Raw genomic sequence first — 20,834 nt, 5'->3', positions numbered from 1 at the left:
TTATCCTCCGAGATTCGCTGTGTTGTTATTTAATAGTCTGTTGTTAAATGACAGACATTCAGCAACACCGCTTGAAATAATTGTTTGATAAGCATTCAGCACAGCATGAGAAAAAATCTCGTTCTGGCTGAGTTTTGTAGAGAAAATATCGTTCAGTTTTAAGGCTTCACGAACCAAAGCTTCTGGGTCAGAACAGCGGCCATGAAGTTCGCTTAGAGTTTGTGCCATTGGGTCATCAACCTTGTGTTGATTGCCTTCAAGGTCTTCACCGCGTACATAAAACAGCCATGCCGCCACACCAAGCGCAGTCGCATTTAGATCGCCCTGTTTTGCATCGTTCGCCAAACGTTCTTCCGCACCATTTAACCAGCGCTGAGGAATTTTCTGAGAGCCATCCATCGCAATTTGCGACAATTGATGCTGCAAACTGTCATTGGCAAAACGACTAATTAAGCCCTCAATGTATTCATGAACCTTTACTTCTTCTGGTAAATCCAGCGTTGGAGCTGCTTCAACGCTCATATAGTGACGAATCAAGCTGGCGAACTTTTCATCCGCAACCGCTTGAGCTACGGTTTTATATTTGGCCGCCAACCCAACATAAGCGAGCAATGAATGACTGCCGTTTAACAGGCGCAGTTTCATGGTTTCAAACGGGTGAACGTCCTTTACCATTTGCACACCGTCATGCTCCCAATCTGGTCGACCTTGTGGGAAGTTATCTTCTACAACCCATTGGCTAAAGGCTTCACACATCACAGCATTTTGATCGTGACAATTAAGCTCCTTTTGCAATCGCTCGCGGGAATCATCCGACATTGCTGGCACAATTCTGTCCACCATGGAACTTGGGAATGCCACGTTGTCTTCAATCCATTGAGCAAACGCTGCTGAACGATGAGATGCCAACTCACATACCGCTCGACGCGTTAAACTGCCGTTATTCGGCATATTGTCACAAGACAAAATAGTAAACGGCGGTAGATTCAATTCTTTTCTACGATATAAGGCTTCAACCAAGATACCCGGTGCAGTTTTTGGCGTCGTTGGATTCTGGATATCATGCTGAATACTAGGATCGTCCTGACGCAATGTTTTGTCCGCGGGCGCTAGGTAATAGCCTTTTTCAGTAACGGTTAGCGTGACGATTTTTGTCATTGGTGACACGAGCTTTTCAAATAAAGGCTCTTTGTCTGTCCCAGCAAACAAGGCATCACAAATCGCGTTGATTTCACGCAATTCGACATTCTGGCTGTCTTGGTATTCCGCAATGTGATAGCGACAGCCATTGGCTTTAAGCTCGTCAACCAGTTGGCTATTCGAGCGAATATTCACAGCACAAATGCCCCAATTGCCACCTTGATTTCGGTTGAGGTTTTTTTCTATATAAACGGCTTGATGCGCACGATGAAAAGCGCCCAATCCAATATGAACAATGCCAACATCCACCTTTTCTGGTGCGTATAAGGTATTTGTTGTTTTTATGCTAATCATGATGATTCCTTATATTTTTAGAGACCAGTACCTTAAAAACCAAAGTACTTTTTGGCATTTTCCGAACAAATCCCTTTTACCATCTCGCCTAATAACTCCATGTCTGCTGGCGCTTCGCCTCGTTCAACCCAACCACCAATCATCTCGCACAACAAACGGCGGAAATACTCATGACGGGTGTAAGATAAGAAGCTACGGGAGTCCGTTAACATGCCGACAAATTGGCTTAACAAGCCCATTTGCGCCACGCTGGTTAGTTGGCGCTGCATGCCATCTAATTGATCGTTGAACCACCAGCCTGAACCGAATTGCACCTTGCCAGCCACGCCACCACCTTGGAAGTTACCCGCCATGGTTGCCAACATTTCGTTATGCATTGGGTTTAAGCAGTAAAGGATAGTTTTCGGTAGCTCGTCACTTTGATCCAAGGCATTCAAGAAACCCGACAAAGGTTCCGCAAAGGCACGATCATCCATGGAGTCAAAACCAGAATCACCACCAATCAGTTTGAACATTCTGGAAGAGTTATTACGACGCGCGCCAATGTGAAGCTGCATCACCCAACCTTTTTTGGCGTATTGCTTACCTAGCCATACTTGAACCGCACTGGAAAATTGCGCGATTTCAAGCTCAGTTAAAGGCTGCTCATTAATACGCTTCGATAAAATAGCGTCCAATTCCGTTTCGCTTGGTTCACTAGCAAAACGCATGATTTCAATGCCATGGTCGGCACTGCGACAGCCATGAGCATCGAACACTTCAAGACGTTGGGCCAAGGCATCAATCAAATCACTAAAGCGCTCAATGTTTTTATCTGCCGCTTTACCGAGTTTATTTAAGTAATCGTTGAAGCCAACATGATCGACTTTAAAAGCACGATCAGGGCGCCAACTTGGCGTAACAGCAATATCAAAACTGCTATCATTGGCAATAAACTTATGATGTTCGAGGCTATCGGCAGGATCGTCTGTGGTGCCGACCATTTTCACATTCATTTGCTGCATGATGCCGCGTGCGGAAAACTCAGGTTGCTGCAACATTTCATTGCATTGATCCCAAATGGCATCGGCCGTTTTAGGTGAAAACAACACATCCGTAATACCAAAAGGACGACGCAATTCTAAGTGTGTCCAATGGTAAATTGGGTTACCAATACACTGAGGCACGGTATTCGACCATGCTTGGTATTTTTCTTTGAAGCTCGCATCGCCAGTGATCAAACGCTCTTCAATACCCGCGGCACGCATAGCGCGCCACTTATAATGATCTCCTTCCAGCCAGATTTCACCAAGGTCGGTAAAGCGACGATTTTCGGCGATTTCTTGAGGGCTTAAATGGCAATGGTAGTCATATATTGGCTGATCAGCTGCGTATTCATGGTACAAGCGCTTCGCCGTTTCCGTTGTTAGTAAAAAATCTTCTGTCATAAAGTTTTTCATGTCATTTCCCCGACTTATATAAGGCTGCTAAGAGCGACAGCTTGAGAACGCTCTACTCGCTTACCATTGACATAGAAAGGACGTTGCTCATTTTCTGGCAAGACAAAGCTCATCTCTTTGTAAGCAGGCTGCCATTCACCTTCTCGTGAAATATTGAGATCAATTCGTTCAAGATCGGATTTCAACGTTATGTTCAGCAACAGATACTTGCCATCTAAATAGCCAGTTGAAAGCCCATCGTCATCAAACACGGATAAGTCACGCTGCCCTGCTCCTTTAAATGGGAAAACAAGCAACTGACGTTGGGTGTCTTTTTCTGCATCCACGTGAGCAATGCGATTACTGGTAGTAATCACACTGCCAGCACGTGCAAGCAAAGGAATCTCTTCTAGAGCGGCTGGCAAGGAAATGTCTTGTCCACCGGCATACCAAGTCTTACGGTGGAAGTCATACCAACCATCACCATTGTCAGGTAAATACACAGGACGAGTTCGTTGACCTTGTTCAACAACAGACGCCACCAATAGGTCTTTACCTAGCAAAAAGTCATCGCTTTCTTCGTAGGTACGAGCATCGGCCTCGTGGTCCAAAAAGGTCGGACGCAACATAGGTTCATGATGTTTATGCGCTTGCCAAAGTAGATCGTATAAGTAAGGCATCAAACGGTATCGCAACGTCATGGCTTCACGAATGATCGGCGTTACTTCTGGGTACATCCAAGGCTCGTTAACCGTTTTATCATCGTTCCAAGAGTGGATAGTAAAGCGAGGATGCATGACACCGTTTTGAACCCAACGCACAAACAACTCTGGATCTGGACGATCGCCCGAGAAGCCACCTACGTCGTGACCAAGGTTGTACAAACCGGAAAGACTCATGCCAACACCCATGCGTGTGTTGTAACGCAAAGTTTGCCAGCTTGTACGGTTATCGCCACTCCATGTTTGCACATAACGCTGCATACCAGGGCAACCAGAACGAGAGATCAAATATGGTCGCAAGTTAGGGGCAAATTCTACTTGAGCTTCATAAGAAGCACGCATCATTAACAATGGTTGCAATGGACGAATTAGCTTAATCGGCGTCTTCTTACCAAAGCCAACACAGCGAGCATTACTGTCCCAGACTTCGTATTCGTTGTTGTCATTCCAAGTGGAATCAATGCCCTTTTCAAGCAATTGTTCAGTGACATTCTTTTTCCACCATTGAATAGTATTCGGATTAGTGAAATCCAAATGTGAGCCAGAATCATCCCAAAACTGAGAAGACTCAGGTGCGTCATATTCAGAGTCTTGAATAAATAAATTCTGCGACGCCACTTCTTCGAATCGTGGGTGATCTTGCAACAAACAAGGCTTGATGTTAGCCGCTAATTTAAGGCCAGCCTGATGAAAGTCTGCGCTCAATTTAAGTGGATTTGGCACCTTACTGGTGTTCCAGTTAAAGACATAACGCTTATTACCAATCGAGGTATAACCAGAAGAAAGCTGGAAAGAATCACAAGGCATGCTGTGATTTTCGCAGTGCTTAATAAAGTCACCAAGCTGCTCTTGAGCATTCTCAGCATCCGTATAAAGCATGGTAGAACCGCTGTAGCCAAGGCTCCATTTCGGTCCAAAGATAGTTCGGCCCGTTAGATTCACGTAGGTTTTAGTCACATCAACGACTTTTTCACCGTACATGAAGTAAAAATCTAGATCCCCTTCATCAGCATGATAGCTACGGTAGTAACCATGATAGTTGTCTAGCTCGTTACCCAAATCAAACCAACTGGTTGACAAGTTATCGTAGAAAATCCCGAAACTCGCTTGCTCAGTTTTGGTTATGTAAAAAGGAATATGCTTGTACAGTGGATCGGTATTTTTAGCATCGTAACCCATGGCATCGATATTACGCATTTGGTAGCGAGAGCCATGACGGTTTAGGTCACCGGTTTTCTCTCCCAATCCGTAATACTTTTCAGACAAATCACGCGCCATATAATGGTGAATGTCGTTACTTTGAACACCCAACATATAAGCGCCACTGTGACGATCTGCAGCAAGGTAATGCCATTCACCAGCAGCGTCGGCGTATTCCCATATCAGCTTAAATGGTTTCGATAAAGTGACTCGTAGCGATGATGTGGAGATGCTAAGCTGGCCATCTTGTTCTGCGACGGTAAAATCTGGGCAAGTAAACCCTTCAGTACTCATCCGGTCGCGGCCTTCCCAGCCCATTTCACTGCCATTAGGACTGTCATTAGGGGAAATACACCAGCTATTTTCGAGTTGTAGCTTACCGTTCTTTTTTAGCAATACACGAATCACGTTGGATTCTAAAACGAAAAAATGCAAAACATGACGGCCATCACATTCAATGTTGACACGGTTGTCTTCAGCGCCAAGAAGCTTCCAATTATTAATCGGCTTCATAAATATCTATCTCCAAATATCGTTAAAATCTGCAAGCTTCTAAACTAGTATCCAAGTAAAAGCGAAGGTAAAAACAGGCTAATTTCTGGAATGAAAGTTACCGCCAATAACGCCAATACCAACAAACCAAAAATAGGCAATAATGGCTTAATCACTTGGTCGATTTTCACACCGCTCACAGAACAGCCGACAAACAACGCGCTGCCTACAGGAGGAGTACAAATACCAATACATAAATTGAACGTAATGATGATGCCGAAGTGAACAGGATCGATACCAAGCTCTAACGCAATAGGTAGAAAAATAGGCGTGAAGATTAACAATGCAGGCGTCATATCCATGAAGATACCGACAACAAGCAGAATTAAGTTAATAATCAACAAGATGATAATTGGGTTATCAGACAAGGCGAGTAACGCATCACTCACAGCATAAGGAATATCTGCATTTGCCATTGCCCATGCCATCGACATAGACGCACCAATCAACAACATAATCATGGAAGCGGTCATGATGGAGCCAAGAATAATACTCGGCATATCCTTAAGACCCACTTCGCGATAAATAAGCGCCAGCAACAAGGAGTACACAACGGCAATGGCCGATGCTTCTGTCGCAGTAAATACGCCACCAATAATACCGCCCATGATGACAACAATAAGCCCCAAGCTAGGTAAGGCTCTAAAGGTAACTTTACCCGCCTCTCCTAGAGAAATCCTGTCAGATACTGGGTAGTTTTTCTTCTTAGCGACCACAGCAACAGCCAACATGACACAGGCGCCCATCAATAGACCAGGCAAATAGCCACCTAGAAACAAAGCGCTAACAGAAGTGCCACCAGAAATAAGAGAATAGACAATCAGAGCATTACTGGGTGGGATCAACAAACCAGCAGGACTAGAAGTAATGTTTACTGCAGTTGAAAAAACAGGGTCGTAGCCGCTCTTTTTCTGCAACGGCGCCATAGTGCCACCAACCGCCGCGGCAGCAGCAACTGCAGAACCAGAGATTGACCCAAAAAGCATGTTTGCAATGACGTTGACGTGCCCTAAAGAGCCCGGTAAACGCCCAGCAAGCAGCTTGGAAAATTCAATAAGTCGTAGGGCTAAACCGCCTCGATTCATGATATTTCCCGCCAATATGAAAAACGGAATAGCTAATAACGTAAAACTATCCATTCCTGAGGCAAGCTTTTGTGAAACGACAGAAAGTGAAGCATCAAAAGGCAGCGATACCATGATGGATAACAACGAGGAAATCGCGATGGAAAAGGAAATCGGTACACCAAGTACCAACATTGTGAAAAAACTACCGAATAGAACGAGTGCAACTAACCATTCCACGTTTTTTATCCTTATTATTAGAATTTTTAAATCACTAAATAAGGTAACGAATAGACGCTACCGTCTAGCATGTAGAGAATTTTAATCTTGCGTTGGAGCCAAAAGATCGCGTAATAAATAGAGAATCATACAGGCTCCGCTTATCGGAATTGCGGCATAAACCCAGCCCATTTCTAGACCTAAAACTGGAGAAAGCTGCCCATTACTCAATGTTTTCATTACTAATGAACCGCCACCAAACACCATTATGACAATGGCAAAAAATAGGCCTATTAGAGTAATTACCATTTGCAGAATGGCTTTTTTTCGCCCTTCTAATGCCAATAACATAAAGTCCATCGCCAGATGTTTTTTCTTACCTAAAGTAAATGCAGCGCCTAACAAACCAACCCAAATGAATAGGAATCTAGCTAATTCATCTGTTGAAGTGCTGGGTGCACCTAAAACATAACGAGAGAAAACTTGCCAAACCACGCACGCCACAAGAGTCACCATCAAAGTGACGCAAAATGTAGATAATATGCGGTCAACCACATAAATAAATTTCGTCATTTACCACCTCCAGAAGGGATAAAAAGCCCACAATAGCTTTCACCAATCGACGACATATTGAACCAAACATTAATTTTGGTCAACTAACTTAATTAGATTGGTTGACCAAAATTAATATGCGTGCAATTATGCAAACTCATAACGAAACACCTTGCACTCTTTGCTTATCCGAAAACGTGAAAATAATATAAAAATACAAAAACGGAGATTTCGAAAATGTTAAATATTAAAAAAACTAAGCTGCATGTTGCCTCTGCACTACTCTTAGGTAGCTTGATGGGCGCTTCATCAATGAGTTTCGCTGAAACGCTAAAGCTGAGTCATAATGGCGACACAAAGTCTCCAGTTCACAAAGCACTCAAATTCTTTGCGGATGAAGTACAAGAAAAAACTGATGGGGATTTAAAAGTACGCGTCTATCCAAATGGCCAACTAGGCACTCAACGCGAGTCTTTAGAATTGTTGCAAAGCGGCGCGCTAGATATGGCTAAGTCAAATGCCAGTGAGCTTGAATCATTTGATCCTGCTTATGGCGCTTTCAATATCCCTTATATCTTTAGAGATCGCGAACATTTCTATCGCGCACTAGCGAGTGAAGATGTTGGGCAGAAAATTTTAAGTTCTTCTGCAGAATATGGCTTTATTGGTGTCGCTTATTTTGATGCTGGCTCGCGTAATTTTTACACATCTAAGCCTGTACACTCTCCTGCAGATTTGAAAGGCATGAAAATTCGTGTTCAACCAAGCCCAAGCGCGATCAAAATGATGGAGCTGATGGGTGCTTCTCCTACGCCACTACCATTTGGTGAATTGTATACTGCTCTACAACAGCGCGTTGTTGATGGTGCAGAAAACAACATTGGCGCAGTAACGACTTATCGTCATGGTGAAGTGGCTAAATATTACACTCGTGATGGCCATGCGATGATTCCTGATGTGCTAGTAATCAGCACTAAAACCTGGGAAAAACTATCAGATAAAAACAAAGCTGCCGTATTAGCTGCTGGTAAAGATGCTACCGCTTATATGAAAAAGATTTGGGGTGAATACACAGAAGAAGAGTTGAAAAAAGCAACTAAAATGGGCGTAGAGATCATTGATGTTGATAAAGACCCTTTCATTAAAGCCGTTGCTCCAATGTTTCAGGAAGCAGAGCAAAACCCTGTTATTGCTCCTTATGTAAAAGCAATAAAAGCACTCGACAAATAAACTAAATCAAGCGACTCTTATTGATATCTAATATTAGTGCCAAATAAGAGTCGCTCATTTATTTGCGCTTCATCTTAAAATACATCTATCTCTAACCTTTTCATTGCATTGGCGAAATAAAGTAGAAAGCTATGATAAATACTCTTGTAAAACCAAAGCGCCTATACCAAGAGGTGGGACTTAAGTTATACGAGGAACTTAGGCAAGGCCAATATAAGGTAGGAGACCGTTTACCTCCCGAACGCGATATTGCCGAGCAATTAGGCGTGAGCAGAACCTTGCTTCGTGAAGCATTAATCATGCTTGAGCTAATGGAGATTGTCGAAGTCCGCAAAGGCAGTGGCATTTATCTTCTAAAGCAGCCTACTAACATTAAATCATCTGACAAGTTTGAAGAATCTCTAGACAACGATGATGTTGGCCCTTTTGAAATGATGCAAGCAAGGCAGTTGCTGGAAAGTCACGTAGCGGAATTTGCAGCCACCCAAGCAACAAAAAAAGACATCATCAAAATGCGTGATGCTTTGGAGCTCGAAAAACAAAACATTGATACGGCCGATCAAAATCATGCTGCCGACAAACTGTTTCATTTGGCTATTGCCGAAGCAACGCAAAACAGCGTATTGGTCGATCTCGTTGAAAACTTATGGGAACGGCGTGAAAACAGTCCTATGTGGAAACAACTGCATTCACACATTACAGATCAAGCTTATAGAAAAAAATGGTTAGTTGACCATGAAAATATACTTCTTGCGATACAACAAAAGAAGCCTGATATTGCACGCATGGCAATGTGGAGGCATTTAGAAAACGTTAAAGATACACTAATGTTATTATCTGAACATCAAGATCCAAATTTTGATGGGTACCTATTTAGCACCAATCCTGTACAGCTACCCTGCAGCTAATATTCAATATTGTTATTTCAATTATCCCTTATTATCTGAAATTAAGGTTTAATAAGGGAACCCCACCTTTTCTTACCAAACAATTCGCATCATCACATTGTAATAGATACTTTTGTTAACAAATCTAATTATTTGGTCAATTGCTGCTTTACCATTCCTAGACTAACATATTAAATATATTTATATCTGGATTAAAGAATGAGTAACAGCACAACAGAAAACATAAATCCTGTAAGTGACAATACGTTGCAAGGTAATGTTTTTTTGCAACAGTTAGTTACTTGCTTACCCATGGGCGCGATGGTGGTCAGTACTGATGCTAGAATTTTGTTCGTCAATGACACACTCTCCGAAATACTAGGTTATTCATCAGAAGACCTATTAGGGGAAGATATTGATTTTTTACTCCCTATCGAATTTCAGGCTAACCACAAAAAGCTCATGATGCAATTCTTTAGTCAACCCCGTAAACGTCAAATGGGAGTCGGACAAGCCCTTTATGCACGGAAAAAAAATGGTGAACATATTCCAATAGAAATTGGCTTAAATCCGATACAGCAAGAGGGAAAAACCTTTGTCTTGGCGACATTAATTGACCTAACAACAAGACAACGCGCAAGCAATATGCTCAAGAGATCAATACAGGATGCACCTCACGGTGTTTTAGTAGTTGATTCCAATGGGATTATTCACCTAACAAATAGTGCTCTTTGTGAGTCTTTTGGCTATACCTCAGAAGAATTGATAGGCCAGTCGATGGACATACTCCTCCCCCAGCGCTATCGCAAACATCATGATCATTTGCGTCATTCTTTTCATCAAAGCCCAACACCCAGAATGATGGGAGTGGGTCGAGACCTTACCGCACTACATAAAGATGGCCGTGAGTTCCCAGTAGAAATTGGACTCAGTCCCTTTGAAGATGAGGAAGGAAATGACATGGTACTTGTTTCCTTATTAGATATTACGCCAAGAAAACGCATGGAATTGGAACTTCGTGAAACCAACACAAATTTGGAAGAATTTACTTACGTTGCCTCTCATGACTTACGCTCTCCTCTTCGTGGCATCGCGGATTTACTTGAATGGGTTAAAGAAGATCTTGGGCCTGAAGCACTACCTGATGTGACTAGAAACCTCAGCAGAATTGAGGTTCGCATCCAACGCATGGAGCAATTGATTGACAATTTATTAACCTACGCCAGAGCAGGAAAAGTAGACGCTAGCACACAAGAAATTCACGTAAGCACTCTTCTAGACAATATATCTGAACTAATAGTAATACCTGAAGGAATCACTATATCGAGGGATATTCAACTAGAAAACTTTACCTCCGTATGGACTCCTCTTGAAACTGTTATGCGCAATCTCATCAGCAACGCCATTAAGCATCATGACAAAGAAATAGGAACAATTGATATTACTTGTAAAGCTGAGAATAACTTTTGTCATTTTACTATTTGCGATGATGGGCCTGGTATTCCAGAAGCAGCTTTCACACGTATTTTCCGTTTATTCCAAACAGTAACATCCAGTGAACGCAGTGGTACTGGCATTGGCCTTTCAGTAAGCCGCCGCTTGGTAGAAACCTATGGAGGACGCATCAGCGTTGAAGCAAATAAACATCAACGAGGCGTTACTTTTCATGTTTGGTGGCCTCGATTTTTAAGGAAAGACACTCATGATTAAAGAGCTAAGCGTACTCATCGTTGAAGATGACGATGTAGCTGCTGAATCCATCACTCGCGGCCTAAGAAAAGTAGCACCAGATATAAATTTGGTTTTTGCTGAACATGGCAACATAGCAATTGAAATACTCGAAAACAAGCACCCAACAAGAATTTTAAAACCTCCTTTTTTAGTTCTACTAGACTTAAATATGCCCGTAATGAACGGTTTCGAATTTTTAGAGTACGTTCGTGACAACGCAAATCTAAAGGATACGGTTATTTTCATTCTCACCACATCAAATGATGACAACGACCGTTCTCGAGCCTATGAAAATAACGTGGCAGGATACATGGTGAAATCAGCGGTTGGGCCACAATTTGCGAAACTATCGAACTTACTGGTTGCCTACAGAAATGCTGTCGAGCTGAATAGCTAAATAGCTGAACGGAGAAATAATCATGGAAGTGTTAAAAGCTAATGACGATCACACCCTAAAATTACTTATCGTTGATGACGATGATGTAGACCGTGAACGCATACGCAGGATGCTATCTAAATCCGATATAGAAACCAGCATTTCAGAAGCCTCTTCTGTAGAAGACTCTATGGATTTTCTAAGTAATAACGATTACGACTGTGTCATCGTTGACTATCGCTTGGGGCTAAATTCTGGACTCACCCTACTCAATAACATACGCACAATAATGGAAAGCCACTGTGCTGTAATTATGGTAACGGGGCTAGGTGACGAAGAAGTTGCTGCGGAGGCTATGCGACTCGGCGCCAGTGATTATTTACTCAAAAATCAACTACAAAGCACCCAACTGATACGAGCCATAACAAGCTCCATCCACCGAGCTGAGTTAGAAAAAAAGCTCCATGACATGGCTCATTACGATAATTTAACAGGGTTAGCAAGTCGCCCTTTACTGCTTGAAAACTTGCAGCAAATTGTAATCAATGAAGACGCTGCCGCGGTCGCATTTCTTGATTTAGATAACTTCAAACCAGTGAATGACAACTATGGTCATGATATAGGTGACTATGTATTAGTTACAATTGCTAATAGACTTAAGCAAGTAGCCCGAAAGAATGACATACTTGCTCGAATAGGTGGTGATGAGTTTGTCCTTCTATTACGTGATGTATCAAGCGAAAAAGAATGTTCAGGTTTCCTCAATAGACTCATTGAATTAATCAACACCCCAATTGAACTAGCTAAATTCGACTGTCAGGTTCAAGTATCCGCCAGCATTGGCGTTGCCTTAGTAAGTAATGACGGATTGGATGCTGATACTATTTTGCGTAGGGCCGATCAAACCATGTATCAAGCAAAAAACATGGGACGCAATAACATTATTTTTTTTGATCCAGAGGAAGAAAGCCGTCAATATGCTCGACGCGCTATGTTACAAGCTGCCGAGCGAGGCATTGTACGCCATGAGTTTGAGCTCCATTACCAACCTCAGATAGACATGGTGAACCATAAAATAATTGGGGTTGAAGCGTTGATTCGTTGGAACCATCCTACGATGGGATTTCTTTACCCTGGAGATTTCACTGAAGTACTGGAACACCCAAGCACAGGGGTTTTAATTGGTGAATGGGTGCTACAAGAAGCACTACGTCAACACAATATTTGGCAAAAAAATGATTTAGTCATTAGCGTCAACATTGCACCAGCTCATCTGCTGAGCAAGGATTTTGTGCAGCGACTAGACCAATTACTCAAAAGCATACCTAACTTCAACCCTAACTTACTGGAAATTGAAATACTAGAGACCGTTTCAATCTCCGATATTCTCAATGCTGTTGAGGTCGTAAAAGCGTGTTGTAAATTAGGAATTCATGTTGCGCTAGACGACTTTGGTACAGGGTATTCATCTCTTAATTATTTGAAACAGCTACCACTAAACACCTTAAAAATTGACAGAAGTTTTATTCAAAATATTTTATCCGATCCTGAAGATCGCGCTATCGTCGCGTGCATTGTCGCGCTAAGTAAAGCCTTCAACTACAAGCTCATTGCTGAAGGCGTTGAATCACAGGAACACGAACAAGCACTTATTGATATAGGCTGTCTGTGCGGGCAAGGATACTTTATTGCCAAACCAATGGCCGCTGGTAATATGACCATTTGGATTCAATACTATAGCCAAAAACATAGCGTCCATTAAATTAGATATAACGTCCCTACCTAAACACACATTTCTTAGATATTTTACGCCGTTTTTCCTCCGCGAATAACGGCGTTTTAATTATTTATCATCAACCCGATCATGACAAAACAAACAGCTAATTGTGCAAAATGACACCAACATCAGCATTACAAAAGTTTCAAAACTAGTTTTTAGTTTCATTAAAGGAAAAGTAACTTCCGCTTATAACGAAGGTTGGTAGACTGCGGCGAATAATCAAAACAAGCAGAAAAAAAGAGAGTTTATAATGATCACTAATGATGTCATGACGCCGCAAGACCAACGTACCAGTAAAATCATATTAGCTATTGCCGCCATCACTATTTTATTAGCCACCTTTGCAGGCATGATGCCAGGCGGAATGATAGGTGCTTTAGGTATTATGGTTATTATTGGTTTTATCCTTAATTACGTTGGGGACAGAACACCGATTATTAATCAATTTTTCGGTGGTGGTGCCATCGTGGTTATTTTTGGTTCTGCCTACCTATTTCATAGCGGCCTTTTCCCATCCAGCGCAGAAAATAATATAACTACCTTCATGAAGAGCGGTGGCTTTTTATCTTTTTATGTTGCCAGTTTGGTTACCGGTTCTATATTCGGTATGGATACTCAAACACTTAAAAAAGCAGCGTTAAAATACATCCCAGTTATCCTTGGTTCTGCTTTTTTTGCCTGCATATTTACTGGTCTAGTTGGTATGCTGGTTAGTAAAGACTTCTACGATTCAGTAATGCTGATTGCTCTGCCTATTATGGGTGGCGGTATGGGCGCAGGTGCTGTGCCTCTTGTTGAAATCATGTCAGGTAAAACAGGCATGAGCTCTGAAGCTTTGATGTCTCAAATGGTTCCAGCACTAGCTATTGGTAACGCTATTGCCATTGTTATGGCCGGTTTGCTACACAAACTTGGTCAAGTAGCGCCAAGTCTTACTGGCAACGGACAGCTAATTCGCGGTCAAAAATCGATCGAGGAAGAAGATCAAAAAACATCACCATTGAATATAACGACACTAGGTGTTGGCGCCTTACTTGCGGTAAGCATGTATTTCCTTGGTACTTTGCTATCCAATTACATCAGCATGCACACCTACGCTCTAATGATCCTATCTATCGCGATCATCAAAGTGTCTGGCATCATGCCAAAAGCATTAGAGCAAGCAGCGTTCTCTTGGTATAAATTTGTTGTTGGTAACTTAACACCGGCATTGTTAGTCGGTATTGGTGTTGCTTATACCGATCTAAACCAAATTCTTGACGCCTTGTCTCCTATGTACTTCTTGCTTGTGTTAATCACAGTGCTTGGTGCCGTGTTTGGCGCTGGTTTGATTGGCTGGTTGATGGGATTCTACCCTATCGAAGCGGCTATCACTGGTGGTCTTTGCATGGCAAACATGGGTGGCACAGGTGACGTTGCTGTTCTTGCTGCTAGTAAGCGCATGGAACTAATGCCTTTTGCACAGATATCTTCTCGAATTGGCGGTGCATTCATGTTAATTCTTGCGACCCTAGTGGTTCAAGCTATCGCTTAATCCTCATGGTATTGAAGCCAAGAACATTAAGATCTTGGCTTCAATACATCGCCTCTTAAATATAACCTATCGTTGCATTCTTTTACCCCAAATAATTGCAAGTCAGACTTAGCACTAAGCAGTTCGAACCAAAAAGCGCTCTAATAAAGTCACCAACTCCTTTGTTAAGGTTGCTTCTTCGAGCATATGGGGTCGACTGGATATCACTTCATTTATCACCGCATCAATAGACACACCAATAATATAAATCGACAGTTTCGGATCTGGCACATTCACCATATGAGGTTCTAGGATAAATAAAAGCTGGTCACGCAATTCGGTTGCTTCGTCTAAAACTGATCTCACCGTAAACGGAATTTCTTTATTAAGGACTTTGTGAACCTCTGGCTCCATTTGGTGCTTTTTAACAAGCACATCGATAATCTCCGTAAGCACTTCCCTAAAAGCAAGCCCAGCTGGCAAATTACTAAGGGTATCCAACAAGTCTGCGCGCATATCGTCAGAATGCCGTTTTTGCAATTCTGCAACGATTGATTCTTTATTGGGAAAGAATTGATACAACGAACTAATGTTCACGCCTGCCCGCTCTGCAATCGCGTTTGTCGTAAATCCGCCCCATCCTGACTTCATTAAAATGTAAGTAGAAGCTTGAATAATAGCATCTACTGTTGCTTTTGAACGCTGCTGAACTGGCATTTTACGTGACTTTGAGGACGTCTTCTTTTTCTCCAAAACACTCTCCTGAATGCAAGTTTTCAAAATTAAAGTAATAGCTTACTATTTATTCATTGAGGTAAGCAATAAACAACCAGCTCAATTAAACAAAAACCAACTAAAAGTCAAAGCTAGGAATATTATGAATAATACGAAAGACAACACTCAGCATTGGAGTGAGTTTCAAGCAACGAATCATCAACGACGTGCCATTCGTCTTTTTAACGACTTATCTATTGCGGAAGATGATATTTATGCACTAATAAGTGAAGCTATTCTTGCCCCTTCCAGCGTCAACCTTCAGCCTTATCAATTCCATTGGGTAAGAAATCCAGCTAAAAAAACAGCTGTTGCACAAGCATGTAACGGTCAAAAAGCTGCCGCTACCGCTGCTGAAATTATTGTTGTCGTAGCTAACACAAATTATGCACGCTGCACAATTTCCGAGCAATTAGCACTCATGGATGTATCGACAACCATGCCAGAAAAATCAAAAGACTATCACCGAAAAATATTAACTAAGTTTGACAAGATATTAAAAATTGGTGGTTTACCGATCTGGACACCTATTATTTCTCTTTTATCAATGTTTCGTCCTTGCCTGTCTTTACTACCAATTGGCCATTTGGGAAGTAGACATTGGGCCGCACGGAACGCTGCTTTTGCGGCCCAAACATTAATGCTTGCCGCTTCAGCAAAGGGCATTGACTCATGCCCTATGGAAGGCTTTTCAGCTGCAAAATTGAGTAAATTATTAGACCTTCCTCGAGGCGCTGTCATTCCAGTGGTAATTGCCCTTGGATACCGCGCAGATGAAGCAAGAATTGAAGAGCAATCCCGTCGATCTTTAGAAAGTGTCATTAAGGAACACTAAATAATTTCCTAAGTAAGTATTGAGTAATATTTAAGAAATTAATGTAGGTAATCGTAATTTAAAACTAATAAATGAATCAGGTAATGCCCCTGAAACTCATGAATCAATCGCATATTCAACGCTACCCACACACATAGGAAAAATAATGACCATCAATAAGCTACGGGGGTTCAAGAAAGTATTATCGAAGACATCAATACTACTCACTGCCATAGCAACAAGCAGTATACTGATTGTTGCACAATATTTTTCGTCCTCAGCCTATGCAATTGAAAATGAGATAAAACCAGCAGCGGCATTAACCGTCACGACTGCGACGGTGCGTTCTTTAGAATGGAATGACAACATTGAAGCGTCTGGAGATATTGTTGCGTGGCAAGAAGCTATTATCGGAGCACAATTAACTGGCTTACGATTGATTGACGTACTGGTTGATACAGGCGACCAAATAAAAAAAGGGCAAATCATTGCTCGCTTTGATAGCGCGAGTCTAATAAATGAAAGAGACTTGTTGAAAGCGAACCTTGATGAAGCATCCGCCTTAGTGACACAAGCTTATGTCGATTACAAAAGAGCATTAGCCCTTAGCCAAACGGGCGGTATAAGCAAACAAAGTTTATTACAAGCCGAGACCCAGAAACAGACAACAGCCGCAGCAGTTGCTGCTGTCAAAGCTCGAATAGCATCCAATACGTTGCAATTGAGCTATATCAATGTTGTCGCTCCTGATGATGGTGTTATTAGCTCACGCTCCGCGACGCTTGGCGCTATTGGCTCAGTGGGACAAGAACTGTTCCGCCTCATTCGAGACAACCGAATTGAATGGCATGGTCAACTAACCGCAATGCAAGCAACTCAGCTAGCTGTAGGTCAAAGAGTGACACTTGATCTTGCCAATAATAGTACGGCGATAGCTTATGTACGCCAGATCTCACCCACGATGAACCCAAAGACCCGAATGATCACAGCGTACGCGGCGATTGAACCAAACAGCAAAGCACATGCTGGTATGTTTGCCACTGGCAATATTCAACTCAATAAAACACCTGCGCTTGTTGTACCTGCAGCCAGCGTGGTTATCCGTGATGGCCGCAGCTATGTCTTTGAGCTAGTTGCAGCAACCCAGCAAGTGATACAACGCCCTGTCGAAGTAGCACGCCGCCAAGGCGATTATGTCGAGGTCATAGGAAAAATACAGGCCGACACTGCCGTCATAAATCAAGGTGCTGGCTTTCTTAGCGAAGGCGATATTGTAAAAGTAGTAAGTGAAAACACATCAAGCATTGACTCAGCAATATCGCAAAAGCAGGAAATTCTATGAGCAAGTTGACTGAAAATTTCGCCACTTGGTCTATTCGAAACCCCATTCCAACGATTTTATTGTTTGTTTTATTATCCATTGCAGGTATTAAAAGCTTCCAACAACTTTCTATTGCCGAATTTCCTGATATTCAATTGCCCACTGTTGTAGTTGTGCTATCGCAACCAGGTGTCGCTCCCGCTCAACTTGAAACAGAGGTTGCCAGAAAAGCAGAAGATGCATTAGCGACCTTGTCTGGACTTCGCCATATACAAACCGCGATCACCGACGGTGTTGTTAACATACGCGTAGAGTTTATCTTAGAGAAATCACTTTCTGATGCGCTAATTGAAGCCAAAAACGCACTAGACAGTATTCGCTCTGATCTACCAGATGATCTATTAGAACCATCGGTGAGCGCCGAAACGGTTGGTGCAGACACTCTGCTCACTTATGCAATCAGTGCACCGCGCATGAGCGAAGAAGCACTATCTTGGTATATCGACAACACTATCAGCAAGCATGTTTTAAGCGTGCCAGGACTTGGTCGTTTTGAACGAGTGGGTGGTGTACAGCGAGAAATACGCATTGAATTAGATCCGACCAAATTAACAGGACTTGGCGCGACAGCCAGTGATGTTTCACAAGCCCTTAGTAATACACAGTTAGAATCATCTGGTGGCAGAATGCAACTGGGAAATACGGAGCAATCAGTTCGTACCATAGCAACCGTGAAAACAGCGGCAGAATTAAACGCCTTCCCGATTGTATTGGCAGATGGCCGTCAATTACGACTAGACCAAGTGGCCAACGTACAGGACACAACCGCAGAACGCAGCCAAATAGCACTTTTAGATGGCCAAGCCGTCGTAGGCTTCCAAGTTTATCGAGCCAATGGTTTTGATGAGACAAAAATCGCAGCGGGCATTAAAAAAGAACTTAAAGGTCTAAAAGCCAAAGACGCAGTGGATTTCACGTTGGTGTATGACAAAGTTTCTCAAACCGAAGAGCAGTACAAAGGCTCAATAAATATGCTCTTTGAAGGGGCTTTTTTAGCCATATTAATTGTCTGGTGGTTCTTACGTGATTGGCGCGCAACACTGATTGCGGCAACGGCTTTACCGCTGTCAATTTTGCCTACTTTTGCAGCCATGCATTTTCTAGATTATTCATTAAACACTTTAACCCTACTCGCTCTTGCCGTCATTGTCGGCATTCTTGTGGACGATGCCATTGTCGAAATAGAAAATATCGAACGCCATGCAAGCATGGGGAAAAATATTAAAAGAGCCGCAGGTGATGCAGTAACAGAAATAGCCCTAGCCGTTATGGCAACAACAATGACACTCGTTATGGTATTTGCTCCAACGGCCATGATGAGTGGCGTAACAGGATTATTTTTCAAACAATTTGGCTGGACAGCGGTGGTCGCCGTGTTGTCATCCTTGTTGGTCGCACGCTTATTAACGCCGATGATGGCCGCCTATTTGCTAAAACCTAAAGCACGCAAAGTAGACAAAAAACAAGGAAAGCTGCTGACGTTTTACTTGTCTATTGTGCAGTGGACTTTAGCCCATCGCGTTACCACATTAATTGCTACTTTTGTGATTTTTGCCGCCTCTATTTCCTTAGTGCCGCTGTTAAATACTGGGCTCATGCCTGCATCTAATACTAAGTATACCAGTGTCAATATTGAACTCGCGCCAGGCAGCGCCTTCAATACAACGTTGGAAAAATCAGAGGAGGCGAGAAAAGCACTCATGGAAGTTGCTGGCATTGACCACGTATTTACAACCGTTGGTGTTGCAGGTGGCGAAGGCTCAAGTGGCGATATCCGCAAAAGTAAATTGACGTTGATCTTAAAAGAACGCGGTGAGCGAGCGACACAAGGTGAGATTGAAAAAACCTTACGTGGCGTTTTAATTAATGTACCGGGTGCAAGATTTTCTGTCGGTGGTGGACTAGGACAAGAGTTATCCCTCATTCTTGCCAGCGATGACAACGCCGCACTTAAAGCCAATGCTGACAGTCTGTTAAAAGAATTACGTGGTGTAAGCGGCATCTCAAACATTAAATCTACAGCAAGCTTAGAACGCCCTGAAATCATTGTGCGACCGGATTTACAGCGTGCTGCAGAACTTGGCGTATCCACTTCCGCCATTGGCGATACGATTCGCATTGCGACCAGTGGTGATTACGACTCACAGCTTGCCAAACTGAATTTGGATGCTCGACAAGTTTATATTCGTGTGCAATTGGCTGACAGCCTTCGACTCAATATGGAGACACTGAATAATTTGCGTGTGCCAGGACGTGACGGACGCCTCATCCCTCTTTCCAGTGTGGCTTCCCTTTCTTTTGAAAGTGGCCCCTCACAAATAGATCGATATGATCGCGAGCGCTTTATTACCATCAATGCAAAACTCAATGGGAGCGCACTGGGGGATATTGTCAATACTGTCTATGAGCTCCCATCAATCAAAGGACTCCCAGACAACGTGCATTTAACCGAAGCTGGTGATGCTGAGTTAATGAACGAACTAGGATCCGGTTTCAGTACGGCCATCATCACGGGATTATTATGTGTTTTGTGCGTATTGATTTTGTTGTTTAAAGACTTTTTACAGCCCATCACCATCTTGTCAGCCATTCCTTTATCGTTGGGCGGCGCCTTTGTCGCCTTATTGTTAGCAGACAGTGAATTGGATATTCCATCGATGATTGGCTTAATTATGCTCATGGGGATTGTCACTAAAAACTCAATTCTTCTTGTGGAATACGCCGTGATGTCGATGAAAAAACAAGGGCTAAGTATGCATGACGCACTTGTAGATGCCTGCCATAAAAGAGCTCGTCCTATCATTATGACTACGGCAGCAATGATTGCTGGAATGCTCCCCATCGCAATTGGCTTCGGCGCAGACGCTAGTTTTCGACAACCTATGGCAATTGCCGTCATTGGAGGACTCATTACTTCGACCTGCTTGAGCTTATTGGTAGTCCCTGTGGTGTTTACTTATATGCATAACATAGAGCTTAGGTTCACCGCATTATTTAAACACGGATCCAACACAAATAAAGAAATATCTAACAGTGATGGCATCTAAAACATCAAACCATCGCAATTTAAAAGTGAGGACACAAAAAATTTGCCTGTAAGTGTGCAGTAATATTTAGCGCCCTATAG

General features: G+C 42.6%; 15 protein-coding genes. 9 read left to right on the top strand and 6 right to left on the bottom strand.

The annotated features are described in order from the left end of the window. The 5 genes from CCS02_RS05675 to CCS02_RS05655 form a co-directional block, all read right to left on the bottom strand. Window positions 1-1,494: a mannitol dehydrogenase family protein gene (locus tag CCS02_RS05675; protein WP_100636051.1), complete on the bottom strand. Its 1,494-nt coding sequence runs from the start codon at window positions 1,492-1,494 to the stop codon at window positions 1-3. A 32-nt stretch (window positions 1,495-1,526) separates the two neighbouring features. Further along, a complete protein-coding gene (uxaC, locus tag CCS02_RS05670) occupies window positions 1,527-2,933 on the bottom strand; it encodes a glucuronate isomerase (RefSeq protein ID WP_100636050.1) in 1,407 nt (468 codons plus the stop codon). Between the two features lie 14 nt (window positions 2,934-2,947). After that, window positions 2,948-5,347 (bottom strand): glycoside hydrolase family 31 protein, encoded by a 2,400-nt coding sequence (locus CCS02_RS05665; RefSeq protein WP_100636049.1) that lies wholly within the window; start codon window positions 5,345-5,347, stop codon window positions 2,948-2,950. Between the two features lie 44 nt (window positions 5,348-5,391). Continuing rightward, a complete protein-coding gene (locus tag CCS02_RS05660; RefSeq protein WP_100185685.1) occupies window positions 5,392-6,690 on the bottom strand; it encodes a TRAP transporter large permease in 1,299 nt (432 codons plus the stop codon). Between the two features lie 81 nt (window positions 6,691-6,771). Beyond that, window positions 6,772-7,242, bottom strand: a complete 471-nt coding sequence (locus CCS02_RS05655; RefSeq protein WP_072839990.1) for a TRAP transporter small permease — start codon at window positions 7,240-7,242, stop codon at window positions 6,772-6,774. A gap of 216 nt (window positions 7,243-7,458) precedes the next feature. On the opposite strand from CCS02_RS05655, the gene CCS02_RS05650 reads away from it, so the two are divergent. From CCS02_RS05650 to CCS02_RS05625, 6 genes are all read left to right on the top strand, one after another. Continuing rightward, the gene (locus CCS02_RS05650; protein WP_100636048.1) at window positions 7,459-8,451 is read left to right on the top strand and encodes a TRAP transporter substrate-binding protein; all 993 of its coding nucleotides are present in this window, start codon (window positions 7,459-7,461) and stop codon (window positions 8,449-8,451) included. Window positions 8,452-8,582: 131 nt separating this feature from the next. Beyond that, on the top strand, window positions 8,583-9,359 hold the full coding sequence (locus CCS02_RS05645) for an FCD domain-containing protein (RefSeq protein WP_072839988.1): 777 nt from the start codon (window positions 8,583-8,585) through the stop codon (window positions 9,357-9,359). A 198-nt stretch (window positions 9,360-9,557) separates the two neighbouring features. Then, a complete protein-coding gene (locus CCS02_RS05640; protein WP_072839987.1) occupies window positions 9,558-11,048 on the top strand; it encodes a sensor histidine kinase in 1,491 nt (496 codons plus the stop codon). Further along, the gene (locus CCS02_RS05635) at window positions 11,041-11,466 is read left to right on the top strand and encodes a response regulator (protein ID WP_100636047.1); all 426 of its coding nucleotides are present in this window, start codon (window positions 11,041-11,043) and stop codon (window positions 11,464-11,466) included. Before CCS02_RS05640 ends, CCS02_RS05635 begins: the two co-directional genes overlap by 8 nt. A gap of 22 nt (window positions 11,467-11,488) precedes the next feature. Beyond that, the gene (locus tag CCS02_RS05630; protein WP_100636046.1) at window positions 11,489-13,207 is read left to right on the top strand and encodes a GGDEF domain-containing response regulator; all 1,719 of its coding nucleotides are present in this window, start codon (window positions 11,489-11,491) and stop codon (window positions 13,205-13,207) included. Between the two features lie 268 nt (window positions 13,208-13,475). Further along, entirely contained in the window at window positions 13,476-14,759 is a 1,284-nt protein-coding gene (locus CCS02_RS05625) for a 2-hydroxycarboxylate transporter family protein (RefSeq protein ID WP_100636045.1), read from the top strand. 114 nt (window positions 14,760-14,873) lie between these two features. On the opposite strand, the gene CCS02_RS05620 is transcribed toward CCS02_RS05625, so the two are convergent. Beyond that, complete coding sequence (locus CCS02_RS05620; protein WP_198515335.1) at window positions 14,874-15,491, bottom strand: TetR/AcrR family transcriptional regulator; 618 nt, start codon at window positions 15,489-15,491, stop codon at window positions 14,874-14,876. A 124-nt stretch (window positions 15,492-15,615) separates the two neighbouring features. On the opposite strand from CCS02_RS05620, the gene CCS02_RS05615 reads away from it, so the two are divergent. From CCS02_RS05615 to CCS02_RS05605, 3 genes are all read left to right on the top strand, one after another. Next, on the top strand, window positions 15,616-16,347 hold the full coding sequence (locus CCS02_RS05615; protein WP_100636157.1) for a nitroreductase family protein: 732 nt from the start codon (window positions 15,616-15,618) through the stop codon (window positions 16,345-16,347). A 145-nt stretch (window positions 16,348-16,492) separates the two neighbouring features. Then, a complete protein-coding gene (locus tag CCS02_RS05610; protein WP_100636043.1) occupies window positions 16,493-17,668 on the top strand; it encodes an efflux RND transporter periplasmic adaptor subunit in 1,176 nt (391 codons plus the stop codon). Next, the gene (locus CCS02_RS05605; RefSeq protein WP_100636042.1) at window positions 17,665-20,754 is read left to right on the top strand and encodes an efflux RND transporter permease subunit; all 3,090 of its coding nucleotides are present in this window, start codon (window positions 17,665-17,667) and stop codon (window positions 20,752-20,754) included. Before CCS02_RS05610 ends, CCS02_RS05605 begins: the two co-directional genes overlap by 4 nt. The last annotated feature ends 80 nt before the right edge of the window (window positions 20,755-20,834 follow it).

Source organism: Marinomonas sp. ef1, assembly GCF_002806845.1.
GTDB lineage: Bacteria > Pseudomonadota > Gammaproteobacteria > Pseudomonadales > Marinomonadaceae > Marinomonas > Marinomonas polaris.
This window is presented reverse-complemented; position numbering and strand designations above follow the sequence as displayed.

Coding starts and splice junctions, on each gene's coding strand:
- CCS02_RS05675 (WP_100636051.1), bottom strand. CDS start 1,494: ATGATTAGCATAAAAACAACAAATACCTTATACGCACCAGAAAAGGTG.
- uxaC (WP_100636050.1), bottom strand. CDS start 2,933: ATGAAAAACTTTATGACAGAAGATTTTTTACTAACAACGGAAACGGCG.
- CCS02_RS05665 (WP_100636049.1), bottom strand. CDS start 5,347: ATGAAGCCGATTAATAATTGGAAGCTTCTTGGCGCTGAAGACAACCGT.
- CCS02_RS05655 (WP_072839990.1), bottom strand. CDS start 7,242: ATGACGAAATTTATTTATGTGGTTGACCGCATATTATCTACATTTTGC.
- CCS02_RS05650 (WP_100636048.1), top strand. CDS start 7,459: ATGTTAAATATTAAAAAAACTAAGCTGCATGTTGCCTCTGCACTACTC.
- CCS02_RS05645 (WP_072839988.1), top strand. CDS start 8,583: ATGATAAATACTCTTGTAAAACCAAAGCGCCTATACCAAGAGGTGGGA.
- CCS02_RS05640 (WP_072839987.1), top strand. CDS start 9,558: ATGAGTAACAGCACAACAGAAAACATAAATCCTGTAAGTGACAATACG.
- CCS02_RS05635 (WP_100636047.1), top strand. CDS start 11,041: ATGATTAAAGAGCTAAGCGTACTCATCGTTGAAGATGACGATGTAGCT.
- CCS02_RS05630 (WP_100636046.1), top strand. CDS start 11,489: ATGGAAGTGTTAAAAGCTAATGACGATCACACCCTAAAATTACTTATC.
- CCS02_RS05625 (WP_100636045.1), top strand. CDS start 13,476: ATGATCACTAATGATGTCATGACGCCGCAAGACCAACGTACCAGTAAA.
- CCS02_RS05615 (WP_100636157.1), top strand. CDS start 15,616: ATGAATAATACGAAAGACAACACTCAGCATTGGAGTGAGTTTCAAGCA.
- CCS02_RS05610 (WP_100636043.1), top strand. CDS start 16,493: ATGACCATCAATAAGCTACGGGGGTTCAAGAAAGTATTATCGAAGACA.
- CCS02_RS05605 (WP_100636042.1), top strand. CDS start 17,665: ATGAGCAAGTTGACTGAAAATTTCGCCACTTGGTCTATTCGAAACCCC.